The sequence below is a fragment of the Nitrospirota bacterium genome (assembly GCA_040754395.1).
In the GTDB taxonomy this organism is placed as follows: Bacteria; Nitrospirota; Thermodesulfovibrionia; order Thermodesulfovibrionales; family SM23-35; genus JBFMCL01.
The window spans coordinates 1-14,606 of sequence record JBFMCL010000022.1 but is presented as its reverse complement, the minus strand read 5'-3'; the positions used below and the strand labels follow the sequence as shown (position 1 = coordinate 14,606).

At 47.6% G+C, this 14,606-nt stretch carries 12 protein-coding genes; 3 read left to right on the top strand and 9 right to left on the bottom strand.

The window, feature by feature from the left end; all coding sequences use genetic code 11:
- Window positions 1-172: 172 nt before the first annotated feature.
- Genes glnA through glnE form a run of 3 tightly spaced genes read right to left on the bottom strand, consistent with a single transcriptional unit; the run spans window position 173 to window position 5,073 of the window.
- Window positions 173-1,528 (bottom strand): type I glutamate--ammonia ligase, encoded by a 1,356-nt coding sequence (gene glnA / locus AB1552_11115; GenBank protein MEW6054318.1) that lies wholly within the window; start codon window positions 1,526-1,528, stop codon window positions 173-175.
- Window positions 1,529-1,551: 23 nt separating this feature from the next.
- Complete coding sequence (locus AB1552_11110) at window positions 1,552-2,247, bottom strand: type 1 glutamine amidotransferase (GenBank protein ID MEW6054317.1); 696 nt, start codon at window positions 2,245-2,247, stop codon at window positions 1,552-1,554.
- A 15-nt stretch (window positions 2,248-2,262) separates the two neighbouring features.
- Entirely contained in the window at window positions 2,263-5,073 is a 2,811-nt protein-coding gene (gene glnE, locus AB1552_11105) for a bifunctional [glutamate--ammonia ligase]-adenylyl-L-tyrosine phosphorylase/[glutamate--ammonia-ligase] adenylyltransferase (GenBank protein MEW6054316.1), read from the bottom strand.
- 162 nt (window positions 5,074-5,235) lie between these two features.
- Here glnE and AB1552_11100 point away from each other — a divergent pair, with 162 nt between their 5' ends.
- Entirely contained in the window at window positions 5,236-5,574 is a 339-nt protein-coding gene (locus AB1552_11100; protein ID MEW6054315.1) for a P-II family nitrogen regulator, read from the top strand.
- A 24-nt stretch (window positions 5,575-5,598) separates the two neighbouring features.
- On the opposite strand, the gene AB1552_11095 is transcribed toward AB1552_11100, so the two are convergent.
- The 4 genes from AB1552_11095 to AB1552_11080 all read right to left on the bottom strand — a co-directional run bounded on the left by AB1552_11095 (window position 5,599) and on the right by AB1552_11080 (window position 9,339).
- Window positions 5,599-6,564 carry a hypothetical protein gene (locus tag AB1552_11095; protein ID MEW6054314.1) on the bottom strand — a complete coding sequence of 322 codons (966 nt, stop codon included), beginning with the start codon at window positions 6,562-6,564 and terminating at the stop codon, window positions 5,599-5,601.
- Between the two features lie 97 nt (window positions 6,565-6,661).
- Window positions 6,662-7,480, bottom strand: a complete 819-nt coding sequence (locus AB1552_11090; protein MEW6054313.1) for a YihY/virulence factor BrkB family protein — start codon at window positions 7,478-7,480, stop codon at window positions 6,662-6,664.
- The gene (der, locus tag AB1552_11085) at window positions 7,477-8,799 is read right to left on the bottom strand and encodes a ribosome biogenesis GTPase Der (GenBank protein MEW6054312.1); all 1,323 of its coding nucleotides are present in this window, start codon (window positions 8,797-8,799) and stop codon (window positions 7,477-7,479) included. The genes AB1552_11090 and der overlap by 4 nt, the downstream gene beginning before the upstream one ends.
- A gap of 108 nt (window positions 8,800-8,907) precedes the next feature.
- Window positions 8,908-9,339 (bottom strand): hypothetical protein, encoded by a 432-nt coding sequence (locus AB1552_11080; GenBank protein MEW6054311.1) that lies wholly within the window; start codon window positions 9,337-9,339, stop codon window positions 8,908-8,910.
- Between the two features lie 221 nt (window positions 9,340-9,560).
- On the opposite strand from AB1552_11080, the gene AB1552_11075 reads away from it, so the two are divergent.
- Window positions 9,561-10,598, top strand: a complete 1,038-nt coding sequence (locus AB1552_11075; protein MEW6054310.1) for a PAS domain S-box protein — start codon at window positions 9,561-9,563, stop codon at window positions 10,596-10,598.
- Window positions 10,599-10,715: 117 nt separating this feature from the next.
- Window positions 10,716-12,620, top strand: a complete 1,905-nt coding sequence (locus tag AB1552_11070) for a PAS domain S-box protein (GenBank protein MEW6054309.1) — start codon at window positions 10,716-10,718, stop codon at window positions 12,618-12,620.
- Here the strand turns inward: AB1552_11070 and AB1552_11065 are convergent.
- A complete protein-coding gene (locus tag AB1552_11065) occupies window positions 12,615-13,085 on the bottom strand; it encodes a RidA family protein (protein ID MEW6054308.1) in 471 nt (156 codons plus the stop codon). The two genes, AB1552_11070 and AB1552_11065, sit on opposite strands and share 6 nt — an antisense overlap.
- Window positions 13,086-13,143: 58 nt before the next feature.
- Complete coding sequence (gene leuC, locus AB1552_11060) at window positions 13,144-14,403, bottom strand: 3-isopropylmalate dehydratase large subunit (GenBank protein ID MEW6054307.1); 1,260 nt, start codon at window positions 14,401-14,403, stop codon at window positions 13,144-13,146.
- Between the last annotated feature and the right edge of the window lie 203 nt (window positions 14,404-14,606).

Below are 14,606 nucleotides of genomic sequence, written 5' to 3'. Positions count from 1 at the left end.
ACTGCATTTGCATGTATTGAAGAACGGAATCTGAGAGAAATTTTTATTTAAACGCTACAAAAAGGAATTGGATTCTGTGTTGAATAAATTCCCGCACCCGGACATAGAGCACCATCACGACTCACGAGAGTTGCCCCGTCTGAGTTCCTCTCAGTAAAGCACAGGGAACGCGCTACAGAATCGGGAGATATCGCTGCAGTTCATATGGGTGAATCCTGATCCTGTACTCATCCCATTCGACTGATTTGCTCATGATCAGCTGTTCGAAAATATGGTCTCCGAGCGCTTCTCTCAGGAGATCGCTCTCTGCCGCGACCTCAAGAGCCCTGTTAAGGCTGCCGGGAAGGGTATCGATATTGTATTTCCGCCGCTCTTCTTCTGTCAGGTGGTACACATCCATTTCCATTGGCTCGGGAAGCTTGTAGCCTTTCTCGATACCTTTAAGACCCGCGTTCAGCATACAGGAAAAGGCAAGATAGGGATTGCAGGCAGGATCGGGCGAACGGAGTTCGATACGGGTAGCCTTCTCTTTGCCCGGTTTATAGAGCGGAACCCTCACAAGCGTTGATCTGTTCCTTCTGGCCCAGCAGATATAGACAGGCGCCTCAAAGCCGGGAACGAGTCTTTTATAGGAATTCACCCACTGGTTCAGCACGAGAGTAATTTCTTTTACATGCATCAGGAGTCCGGCAATATATTTCTTTGCGATATCCGACAGGAAGTATTGATCCTTAGGATCAAAAAACGCATTCTGGTTTCCCCTGAAAAGGGACTGATGTGTGTGCATGCCGCTGCCATTCTGTCCGTAGATCGGTTTTGGCATGAATGTGGCATAGACATTGTATTGCTTGGCGATCTCCTTTACGATGATCCTGTGAGTGATCACGATATCGGCCATGGTGAGGGCATCTTCATATCTGAGATCAATCTCATGCTGAGAATGCGCAACCTCGTGATGGGAATACTCGACTTTAATCCCCATTGTCTCGAGGGCGAGTATGGTGTCGCGCCTGAGATCTTCGGCCGCATCAAGGGGATAGTCGAAATACCCGCCTTCATCGAGTGTCTCTGTCCCTTTATCGTTTTTGAAATAAAAATACTCGAGTTCCGGTCCCACATACATGGTAAACCCTTTCTTTTTTGCCTTTTCGAGATTTATCTTCAGGATATATCTTGGATCCCCCTTATATGGTGAACCGTCGGGTTCATAAATATCACAGAAAACCCTTGCGACAGCTTTTTCCTTCGGCCTCCATGGAAGGATAACGAATGTCGACGGATCAGGCCTCGCAATCATGTCGCTCTCATCGATCCTGGCAAATCCCTTTATAGACGAACCGTCAAATCCCATTCCTTCATTGAAGGCGAATTCGAGCTCATCTATAGGTACGGCGAAACTCTTCAGCTGACCGTGGATATCTGTAAACCAGAGCCTGATAAATTTCACATTATGTTTTTTTGCCAGCTCCATGACATCCTTTTTATCTCTCGGTTTCGGACCAATCTTCTTGATCTTTGCTGTCGGCATGTTATTCCCTCCTGTTGCGGTTTTTACCCTTTACGGAAAAAATTTTTATAGAAATTTCTTGCCCTTCCGGCATATTCACTGTATATCCTTTCAGTTTCCTGTGTCATTCGGCCCAGTTCCGGCGATTCCTGAAACCACTCATGTATCATCTCAGCGGTCACTTCAATATGGAACTGGAACGCATAAGCCCTGGAACCGAACCTGAATGCCTGATGCCTGAACAGTTTTGAGCTTGCAAGGAGCATTGCCCCGGGAGGAAGGTCGAATGTGTCACCATGCCAGTGGAATACCTTGAATTTTCTCCAGAAATCTCCGACCTGCGGGTGGATGGCAAGCTTTCTCATAAGGGGATCTTTCAGGCCTTCCCCTGTCAGTTCGATATGATGCCAGCCGATTTCTTTTTCTGACCCGGCATACACGTCTGCTCCAAGGCAATGAGCGATCATCTGCGCTCCGAGGCATATGCCAAGGATACTCATTTCCCTGTTCAGCGCTTCCCTGATAATACGCGATCCGGTAAGAAGATGGGGATAGTTCTCCATCTCATACACACTCATGGGACCGCCGAGGATTACCAGTGAAGTGAATTTTTCGAGCGACGGAGGAGTTTCTCCAGCGCCGAGTTCGACGATACTGTAAGCGGTATGTGCCTGCAGGAGATAATCCTCTATTGACCCCGGGCCTTCCGTGGGGATGTTTTTGAGTATCAGTACCGCCATTTTAGTTTATTTCCGTCATGCATAAATTTTTTTTGATATCCTGAGCACCTTCTCACGGGTATCTTTGACCTGTTGAAAAAGCACATCTCCTGAAGGGAGACCGAGGAACGAGAGTATTATATCAACAATCTCAGAATTATTCTTGAGGACGTTCTCTTCATTGAGGCGAAGTATCGTGTCCAGGGTTTTCAGAAGGCCATGGGCTGATAACAGCATGCCTGCTGTCTTCTCGTCAAGAAATCCGTTGATTTTCAGCTGCTCGGCCGCAGCGGAGGTGTTCTGCGTGATGAGGGAGGGGCACTCCGCAGCATGCTTGATCTGGAGATACTGGATGAGGAATTCAATTTCCTTGATGCCGCCGGGACCGTTTTTCAGATCTGCGCCGGCAGACTCCTTTGATATCTGATTTATGATTCTCGTCCTCATGCTACGCATATCGGAGCCCTTGATCGCTGGTCCCCTGCTGGATATTATCCGTTTTTTCATATGGTCGAACGCTTCTGACAGTCTCGTATCGCCTGCCAGAGGACGTGCCCTTAACAGTGACTGGATCTCCCATGGCTGCGCATTTCTGGCATAATAGCTTTCATAACCTTCAAGATCATTGACGAGTATTCCCTTTGCGCCATCAGGTCTCAGGCGCATGTCGACTTTGTAGGCAAAGCCTCCGGATGTGTATTCAGAAAGAAACCTTATTATGTCTGCCGCTGGGTTCTTTTCAGAGGATACTGTTCCTTCCCTGGCATGAATGAACATGAGATCGAGATCAGAGCCGACGTTCAGTTCATGAGCGCCCAACGCTCCAAGGCCTATGACCGCGAAACCTTCATGGATGTCCAGATGGCGGGTCAACGATTTTATTATCGTATCCGCGAGAGCGGTCAGCAAATGTGAAAGTCCGTGTGCGTCAAGAGAGCCCTTAAGGAACAGCATGCACGTTTTCAATTCTTCCATGTATTTGAATTGTCTTATCACACCCAAGGGGTTATCGCTCCGTTCGAGAGCGCCTGTGAGACGGTCAAGAAGTGCAGAATGGTCAGCGCGGAAATCCGGATATTCAAAGATACCTTCAAGGTTATCAAGGCTTAACAGCATTCGTGTCAGCAATGTGCTGGCCGAGAATGTGGTGATCAGTATCTCTCTTGTATCGGCTCGCTGCAGCAGGAGGTCGATATAGGATTCATGGTTGCCGATCTTCTGAATGAAGGAGACGAGCATACCCAGAGCCCTGTCTTTGTGTACGGATTTTACTGTCAGTTCGAGAAAAGGAGGCAGTGTTTTTCTCAGGAGGTTTCTTTCTCTGAGGGTCTTGCCGATGGATATCTGTTCGAGAAGATTTCTGAGATTCTTCAGGGCAGCATCAGGTTTCCTGAAACCTTTGAAGGCAATATAGTCGAGCATTGAATCCTCGGGCAGCTGTTCGGTGAGTGTTACCATGTCATCCTGCGCGGTTCCCGGACCGCCAAGGAGAGAGTTGTACATATCCCTTATCTTCAGTCTTTTCAGGCGAAGAGCTGCTGAAAATTCGGATTCCCCCTCAAAATGCATCTTTCTTGCAAGTATTGCGAGTTCTCCGGAATCCGAGGGAAGCGAATATGTCTGCATATCATCTCTCATCTGGAGGATATGTTCTATCCTCCGCAGGAAATAATAGCTATCAGAAAGAAATGCTGTCTCGCCTGCGGTCAGAAACTCCTCGGTCTTCAGTACCTCAAGCGCATCTGTCAGCAGCCTTGCCCGTAAACTGCGCTTTTCTCCTCCGTACAGGAGCTGGAATGTCTGGACAAAGAATTCTATTTCCCTTATGCCACCGTAGCCCCGTTTTATATCGCTCATGCCATATGCGGCATCAATCCTTTTCTTGAGTTCCTTCACCTCTTCGATATCACTGTAATCAGTCGATTTTTTCCAGACAAACGGCTCGATTGCAGACAGGAATTCCCCGCTCAATGAATGATCTCCTGCTACGTGTCTGGCGCGGATAAGGGCCATTCTCTCCCATGTCTTGCCCCATGCTTCATAATAGGCACGGTATGTATTCAGCGAAAGGGATAAAGAACCTTTCTGGCCGTTCGGCCTCAGCCTGAGGTCCACCCGGTAGGCTATACCGTCTTCGGTCGGCAGCTGAAGAAGGGTTGTGAGTATTTCGATGAGCGTACAATAGTATTCATGAGAAGAGATAGTGTTTTGCCGTATTCCGAAAGGATTCAGCGTCCCGGTGGAACTGCCGCTGTCTGAACGGAAAACGGTAATGATATCGATATCAGAACTGTAATTCAGTTCACCGGCGCCGAGTTTCCCCATACCGATAAGGGAAAAGGCATTGTCCCGAAGCAGGCCGGATCTTCTCCTCATCATTGTGAATGCAATATCAAGCGCAAGCTCAATAATCGCATCAGCAAGGCTGGTAAGTCCTGCCATATATTCATTCAGGTGTGTAATGCCCGATACATCCCGCAATGTGATAAGGAGGAGGTTTTCCTTTTTCACATTACGGAGGAGCGCGATTGCGCGCTGTTTATAGAGCGCAGGGTTTTCTTCATGTGCAAACGACGCATATTGACTGCGGGCTTCCTCCAGGATTTCCTCCTTTTTTCTCGGCCCTCCGGAATATGTCAGCGCATGTGAGAGCGATGCCGGGTTTTTTACGCAGTAATCGGCAAGAAACTGGCTGTAGGCACACAATACCGCAATGCGGCCGATTTCTGCTTCATGCGCTGCGATCAGTTCCGGAAATTCCCGAAGGATCCTGAAAAGATTCTTTTCCGATCTCTCCGGATCAGGAGTCGCAAGGGATGCATCTTTAATCAGGCTGTATATATTCATCGGATAATCTGATATTATAACGTAACAATCAGCAGAAGAAAGAGTGCTGCATTCGGGACATCCGCTTCAGCCGCAGTCTACAGGCAGCGTGCATTGCATGCCTTAACAGCATGAGCGAATGTTATTGACCGAAGACACAGAGGATATTTCGGAGGTTGGACAATGAAAATGGTCGCAGCCGTAATCAAGCATTTTAAGCTTGATCACGTGAAGGACGCCCTGTCACATGCCGGGATTCAGGGTATGACGATAACCGAAGTGAAGGGCTTTGGCAGGCAAAAAGGACATGTGGAGATTTACCGGGGGACCAGTTATGAGGTCAGGTTTATCCCGAAGCTGAAGGTCGAGGTTGCCGTTGCTGATGAAAGGCTGGAAGAGATAGTTGCCATCATACAGAAAGCAGCCCATACCGGAGAGATCGGTGACGGGAAAATCTTCATCTATGATCTTGTTGATGTGGTAAGGATCAGGACTGAAGAAAGAGGAGAGAGCGCACTGTGATCTGCGTTTCCGCATGATACACGTTCATATCGGGAAATTCAGGTCCAGAATCCTCTTTTTCAGGATAAGGATCTCAAATGCGATCGCGGCCATTGAGGCGAGCATCGAGAGGAACCCGACATTTGCATTCAATACGGATGCATTGCCGTTGTCGGCATACAGGAGGGCAACAGTCCTTTCTCTGATAGTGATAGGCAAGATCAGTACATCCTGGGGAGTTCCCAAAAGCATTTTTGTGAATGATTCATTTCCCTTTATATTCAGCACAGGCCCGCGGTAGTTGCTTTTGCTTCTGAGCACTTCTGAAAAGAGGGGCGAGTCTTTCACGGATATTTCAAACCCCTCTACTGAAAGTCCGCGTGCTTTCCAGCCAGAGATATTCCCTCCCTTCACCGTAAAAAGTGCCACTCTCGTTGCTATCTTGTAAGTCTCGTTGATGAGCACCCCGGCAATGTCTTCAGTTTCCTTTACCTCCAGAAAGGCCGCCTTTATCTTATTGACGGAACTGTCCTCAACTTTTGCTTCGGGGTCGAAACGGTCCTTCAGGCTGATGTACCTGACGTCACGCTTGATTCCGTAGAATTTTTCGAGTGCATAGACGAGCCTGAGTTCGGTGATGACATACGGGATGATATCAAAGCCGGTGACAAAGCGGAGTTCATCAATCTCTTTTATATCCTTCGGGTTCAGCATGGCGGTGTGCAGTCTGTTCCGTTCCTTCCTGAACGGCAGTATCTTGTACTTATCGATGGTTTCCCTGTCGAGCGAGTTCTGGACTTCTTCGGGAATTGAGGCAAGCATTTCAGGGGAGACCGCGGGGATTTTGAAAAATCTGCTCAGGAATCCGGAAAGCTCGTCTTCTTCGATGAACCGCAGTTCAACAAGGTTTGAACCGATTCTCCCCCCGAATTGAACCTGACGTTTCAGTGCCTGATCAAGCTGCTGTCTCGTAATCAGCGCTTCCTTGACTAAGGCTTCCCCGAGCTTCATAGGTCATATTATACACGTTTTGGGTATTATCCGAAACAATGGGAAACAGAGGCAGCAGCGCAAAAGCGGGTCATATGAGAGGGAGGAGAGGGAATGCCTATATCTTTTCCTTTTCCAGCCCCAGTATGTGCACCATCTCGGCTCCGATCAGGAAAATGCATGCGGAATAAAAGGCCCAGAGCAGGAAGACCACGAAAGCGGTCAGAGGTCCGTAAATGGTTCCGAACTCGGCAACAGTGCCGACATACCAGGTGAAGACATGTTTTGCAATTTCAAGGAACACCGTTGCAAAAAGAGCGCCGGTGAATGCATGCGACATCCTGACCTTTGTTTTCGGAAAAAGGACATACATGACCGCGATCGAGAAAAAAACCATAAAAAAAGGAATGACGTACCGTATCAGCACGGCTGTCAGCAGTCCGATGCGCAATTCAGGGAAAAAATGCTTCATTGTTTGCAGAAGCGGGATGAGTGAAGTCGCCGCAAAGGAAACGAGGAGCATTATTATCAGAAATGTAACAATGCTCGCTGACATCAGGACTGACAGAAAAAAGGCCCTCTTCTTCTTGACCTTGAATATGATATTCAGGGCGTTATCGATAGAAGTGAAGACCTGAAGGGAAAAGAAACCGTAGAGTAAAATACTGAGCGTGCCGATTCCCCTGAAGGTTATCAGCTTTCCCAGTTCGTTGGTAATACCCTCTGTGATGGCAGGGAAAAAATTGATCAGCCGCGCGGAAAAAAATTGATAGAATTCCGGGTACTGACCGAGGATGTGGCCGAATACTGCGATAAGAAAGAGGCAGAGCGGCACTGAGGCCATGATCGAAAAATACGACAGCGCTGCAGCAAGAGTTATTCCGTCGTCCCTGAAGAAATCCGAAAAACTCCTTGTGATGATTTTCAGATAGTTCATCTTTCCCTGGTTTTTTCGCGCCCCCTGACATATATTCTGATTGGGGTTCCCTCAAAGGAGTAACTTCTCCGCAGGATTTTTTCTATATGGCGCACATAGGTTTCTTTAATGGCAGAAGGATAATTGGTAAAAAGTGTGAAAGAAGGTGGCTCTGTCTTCACCTGTGTTATGTAAAATAATTTAACCTGCTTTCCCTTATAGGTGGGTAAAGGAATGCCTGACGCGATATCCCTGAATGACCTGTTGATATCCGAAGTTGGTATCCTTTTTTTCCTTTCCCGTAGTATGCGGTCAATGATCGGGAAGACCTTTGTCACACGCTTTTTCTCGAGGGCTGATACCGTCAGGAGAGGTGCATACTGCATGAACCACATCCGCCTGTGTAATTCCTTTCCCAGTTTCTTGAAGGTGGCATCAGTGTCAGCGATGATGTCCCATTTATTCAGGAGAAACACCGCTCCTTTCCCGTATTCTTCCACGATCCCCGCTATTCTCTGGTCCTGCTCCACAATACCTTTGCTTGCATCAATGACGATTAGGGACACATCGCATCTCTCGATGCTTCTGATCGCCCTCACCATGGCAAACCTGTCCAGCGAGTATCCTGACCTGTCACTTTTTTTCATCCCGGCGGTATCTATCAGGAGATATTTCCTGCCGTAATATGTACATACGCTGTCGACCGAATCCCTGGTAGTACCCGGAACAGGGCTTACAATCATCCTTCTCTTGCCCAGAAGGGTATTTATGAAGGTCGACTTGCCGACATTCGGTCTGCCGACTACCGCAATTCTCGGATAATCAATCCTTTCCTCAGTATGCACAGGCAAAAACCCTGCCAGTTTGTCCATGAAATCATCAAAAGCAAACCCTGTTTCGGCAGAAACCGGGGATATATCTTCTGCGCCTATTCTGTAAAAATCGTACAGTCTGTCTTCACGGGTAGGACCGTCAATCTTGTTTACTGCCCAGATAACCTGCTTGCCCGATGACCTGAGAACGCGGGCAAGTTCCATATCAGACGGGGTAAGCCCGTCTTTGCCGTCAAGGAGATGGACAATCACATCTCCTTCATCGATGGCGAACAGTGCCTGTTCCCTGATCTGGAGGAAGATATCATCATCGGTATCCGGGTAAAATCCGCCGGTATCCACAACTGCAAATCGTTTCCCTTCCCATTCCGCATCCAGACAGTTCCTGTCCCTGGTGACTCCGGAAATATCCTCGACAATCGCGGAATGCGACCCTGTCATCCTGTTGAACAGGGTCGATTTGCCGACATTCGGTCTGCCGACTATCACTACTACAGGTTTTGCCATAATTGTAATTTTACACTATTGAATCTCCCAAATCTAATTTCCGGACAGGAGTCAGTAACGTGATGATGCCGAATCTGGCGAATGCAGTGCATATGGCGGGAATGAAAATTATTCTGGCATTCGGGAAGCAACAAGAGAAAATTCCTCTGTCATCGCCAGCCAGAGACCTGCTATTTCATGGAATGAATCATCGAATTTCCGGTAATCAGGCTGAAGTTCCATATAGTCAAAGAGGGGTTCACAGAAATACCAGTTGCACCCTGAAGGCCGGACAGAACGATCCATCGAACAGCCGTTTTCCGAAAGATATTGGCACGGTTCGAGGTCATCCCTCCAAAACTCATGAAGTGGAGGACTCAGGCCGAGTGCATAGAGATATACGTGATCCTCGTGGTTGTGATAACCGTGTTTTGCGATACAGCAGACATCACTGCAGCGGGGACATACGGCCTGTGTAGCCTGCTGTATGAAAGGGCTTATGCCGTCGAGGCCGTTCCTGATTTGGTGTGCAAGACCGATGACCTTTTGAAATTGATGCATTTGATTCCGGAAAATATTTTTCAGAGCATTTCTTGTGAAGTCATAACCGTCCGGGTCCCTGTGGGTGACTCTTGGAATGACAGAATCATGATTCATGATGATAAAATATCTTCTCAGTGATTTAGCAGATAGTATATCTGATGCAGGACAATTATTTGTGGAAAAAACATAAGGATACCGATAAAATCTAGGATAAAGACGGATGTAAAAGAGGGATATATATGAAAATATTGATTGTTGATGATAATGCGACTGACAGACTGTTGTTGAAATATCTTCTCGAGCAGAGCGGGTTTGAGACAGCAGAGGCATCTGACGGAATCGAGGGGCTCAAAATGGCATCACATCAGAAGCCGGACCTGATTATTTCTGATGCAAACATGCCCAGGATGGACGGATTTCAGTTCCTGAGAAGTATAAAGCATGATGAGAAATTACGAGGGATCCCATTTGTCTTCTATTCAGCACTGTATACCGGCTACCGGGAGGCAGAGCTTGCCACATCTCTCGGCGCAGAAGCATTTATTATCAAGCCGAAGGAGCCGAAGGAATTCATTGAAGAGCTGAGGATTATTATCGATGAGATCGGGCAGACAAAGATCATTACCGCGAAGCTGATAGAAAAGGATGAGGAATTTCTCAGGCAGTACGCGCGGATAGTTGCGACAAAGCTTGAAGAGAAAGTGCGGGAACTTGAAAAGGCCTGTGCAGAAAGCAGGCAGAAAGAGGAGTCCCTTCAGGAAAGCGAAGCAAGACTGAGGAGCATTTTCAGGGCAGCACCCATCGGTATTGGCCTGGTATCTGCTGACCGCAGGTTACTGCAGGTAAATGACCGCCTCTGTGAAATAACGGGATTTTCGAGCGACGAGCTTATAGGGCAGAATGCCCGAATTCTTTATCCGACCGAAGAAGATTACGAATATGTGGGAAAGACAAAATATGCACAGATCAGGGAGCGAGGTACGGGAACGGTCGAAACGCGGTGGAAGCGGAAAGACGGAACAGTTATTGATGTACTCCTCAGTTCATCTCCGATTGATCCTGCAGATCTGTCGCGCGGTGTTACCTTTACCGCGCTTGATATTACAGATCGGAAACACTATGAGGAGCTTTTGAAAAAAAGCGACCAGGAACTGAAGAAGCGGCTGAAAGAGCTCGAGGAGTTCTATAATATTGCGGTCGGAAGGGAATCCCGGATGATACAGCTGAAGAAGGAGATGGAAAAACTGATGCAGGAGCTTGAAAAATACAGGCAATAATGTAATTGAAGAAAACGTTTCTGTTATTTTTTACAGTTAATTTGATAAAATGATAAAAAACCTTATAATCGTTCGCATCAGTTACAGATTGATACTGAATGCGATGCAGAGATACTCGTGAAGGACGAACGCAAGACAAAACAACAGCTCATACAGGAAATACTGGAACTGCGCCTCAGCAACACCGAATTTGCTACGAGGGAATCATTGCGAAACCAGAAGGAGAACGTCAAAAAAAGCACCAGGGAAATGTTCAGGGACCTTGTGGAAAATGCAAATGACCTCATACATGTGCTGACGCCTGACGGCAGGTTTCTCTATGTGAACAAAGCATGGCTTTACGCGCTTGGGTATCAGCGGAGAGAAATCAATCACCTTTCGATGCGTGATATCATTCATCCTGACAGTCTCGTGCATTGCAGGGATATTTTCGGACAGCTTCTGTCCGGCAAAAAACTTCCCAAGTTCGAGACCGAGCTTGTAACCAGAAGTGCGAAGAAAATCGTTGTTGAGGTCAGTTCCCGCTGCAAATTCATCAATGGCAAACCGGTCTATATCCATTGCAATCTGCAAGACGTCACCCAAAGAAAGGATGCTGAACAGAAGCTTGAGGACAGCGAGAGAAAATATCTCGACTTCTATCAGAAAGCGCCTGCTGGCTATTATTTTACCGATTCAGGCGGACTGATTATTGAGGTGAATGACACCTGGCTGAACATGCTCGGTTACAGCAGGTCTGAAGTGGAAAAAAAGATGAATTTGCGCGACATTCTCAGTGAGGAGGGATGGAGAAGATTCAGTGACAGGTATTCGGAATTTCTGGAGAAGGGCACTATCGAAAACCTGGAACTGGATCTAAGGAAGAAAGACGGGTCGTATATTCCTGTGCTTCAAAGCGCGACCGCTGTCTGTGACAAGAAAGGGAATTTCATGCAAAGCAGAAGCATCATACGGGACATCAGTGCCCGTGTAAAATACAGAAAGATGCTCGAACAGGCACTGAATGAATGGAGGGTAACGTTTGATTCCATGCCTTATGGTGTGCTGTTGCTTGATGATGCGTTCGGTATCAGAAGGGCGAATAAATACTTTTTCCTTCACTTCAATATTCTGCCCGAAGAAATAAAAAGCGGCAAATCTTATGAAATAATAAAAAGCGAACAGTTAAAGGACATCTTCGATAATATCCGGCAGGAGAAAAGCTTCACACTGGATGCCTTTGAATATTGCGAAGAGAGGTTGAATAAGCATTTCCTTCTTTACCTCACTCCTCTTCCTGACGACGAAGGCCTGACAAGGTCATTTGTACTTGCAATTGTGGACATCTCGGAGATTAGAGATAAACAGAAAAAACTCACCGAAAGCCGTGATGCGTTTTTCAATATGCTCAAGGAGGTTGATTTTTCCTACCGTGAACTGAAAGGGCTCTATGAAGGTCTTATCCATTCATTCGTGAATGCAATCGACGCAAAAAGTCCCTGGACAAAAGGCCATTCCGAGCGTGTTACGAAGTATGCAGTTGCCATTGCGGAAGAAATGTCTCTCGAAAAGGAGGACATTGAGATGCTCAGGGTAGCCGGGCTTTTTCATGACATAGGGAAAATAGGCACCTATGATATTATCCTCGATAACCCCAATGTGCTCTCTGATGAAGAATCAAGACTGATTAATCTCCATCCGATCAAGGGTGAAGAGATACTGGCGCCGATAAAGCAGTTGCAGCATCTTCTGCCGGTCATACGGCATCACCATGAAAGAGTAGACGGGGAGGGATATCCTGACGGGCTGAAGGCAGATGAAATTCCTGTACTTGCGAGGATACTCTGCGTTGCCGATGCATTTGACTCCATGGTATCCGACCGGCCGTACAGGGCCGGTGGCACACCTGAATATGCGATATCCGAGTTAAAGAGATGCATGAATACGCAGTTTGACGCCGATGTAGTCGAAGCGTTTCTGAGTGTATTGTCGAAGGAGAACGCTGAGGTCCTTTCAGGCAGCAGCCCGATAAGTCTGCTATGAAGATTCCTGGCCTACTTCGAAGATAAATTCTATCTCTACCGGAGAATTGAGAGGAAGTACATTCACGCCTACAGCTGCGCGTGCATGCCTTCCGGCTTCACCAAAGATTTCGTACAGGAGTTCTGACGCGGCATTCAGCACCATCGGCTGTTCGGTGAAATCGGGTGATGATGCAACGTAGCCGGTGAGCTTCACGCATCTCTTGACTCTGCTGAGCGTTCCAAGATTTGCCTTCAGGACCGAAAGCGCATTCACGACTGCTGTTTTTGCGTCGTCGCCTGCATCGTCCTTTGAGACAGATTCACCCACTCTCCCTGTTCTCGTGAGCCTTCCGTTTCTTAAGGGAAGAATACCGCTGAGAAATATAAGACTCCCTGCTTGTACAACCGGAACATATGAACCGAGCGGTGCAGGTGTTTCGGGGAGCACTATCCCCAATTCCCTCAGCTTTTCCTCAGGTGACATAGGTGTTCGCCTTTCGTGTGACTCTCATTCGGTACCGCAAAAACAGATGATCTGAAGTTTATAATCCCAATTCCTCCGGCGTTCCTATCCTTCCCAGCACCGCTGATGCGGCTGCAACGGCCGGGTTGGAAAGATAGACCTCACTCTCCGGATGACCCATCCTGCCGACAAAATTCCTGTTCGTGGTCGCTAAGGCTGTTTCACCCTTTGCGAGTATCCCCATATGTCCGCCAAGACACGGCCCGCAGGTCGGGGTAGAAACGACTGCCTCGGCATCGATAAATACGTCGAGCAGCTTCTCCTTCATCGCCTGCTTGTATATCCTCTGCGTTGCAGGTATCACGATCATCCTGACATTCGGATTGACCTTTCTTCCCTTAAGGATCGCGGCGGCTTCTCTCAGATCCTCAAGCCTTCCGTTGGTACAGGAACCGATTACTACCTGATCAATATACACCTCGAATAGTTCGGCAGCGGGCCGGGTGTTCGAAGGAAGATGGGGGCATGCTACTGTGAGGGGTATTTTTGCACAGTCATATTCACGGACTTCGGCATACACGGCATTTTTGTCTGATTTATAGAAAACGGGAGTCCTTTTTGCCCTGTTTTTTTCGTATGTCTTTGTAATCCTGTCGGGTACGATAATGCCGTTTTTCCCGCCGGCTTCTATCGCCATGTTGCACATGGTGAGCCTTCCGTGCATCGGGAGATTTCGGATTGCCTCCCCTGCAAATTCCATCGACATGTAAAGGGATCCGTCAACTCCGATCTCTCCGATGGTATGCAGAATCAGGTCCTTGCCGCCAACCCATCTGGCGGGGTTTCCGTAGTAAATGAATTTCATGGATTCCGGTACCCTGAACCAGCATTCCCCTGTCGCCATTGCAGCGGCAACATCGGTTGAACCCACACCGGTTGAAAATGCGCCAAGTGCGCCATATGTGCATGTATGGCTGTCAGCTCCGATGACGAGATCCCCGGGTACAACAAGTCCCTCCTCAGGAAGAAGGGCATGCTCGATTCCCATTCTTCCCACTTCAAAGTAGAGGCTGAGATTATGTTCTTTTGAAAACTCCCTGAGCATCCTGCACTGCTCGGCTGCCTTGATATCCTTCTGCGGAGCAAAGTGATCGGGAATGAGCGCAATCCTGTCCTTGTCGAATACCTGTTCAGCACCTATTTTTCTGAATTCTGAGATTGAGATGGGTGCAGTTATATCATTGGCAAGGATAAGATCTACCTTTGCATTGATCAGTTCTCCGGGTGAAACTTTCTTCCTTCCGGAGTGCGCGGCGAGAATCTTTTCCGTTATCGTCATGTTCTTCCTCCAAAAACAAAGTTCCCTATTATACCTGAGGAAAATACCATACAGCCAGCCTCTGAAGAGGTATTCAGTCATTAGTGTCCGGTAAATATTTATAAATATCGGTCTGTTCTTTATACTTGTTGGAAAATAGTGGTGACCAAACCCTATACCAGCAAGGAGGAACAGACCATGAACAGAGTATACACGATATTCTC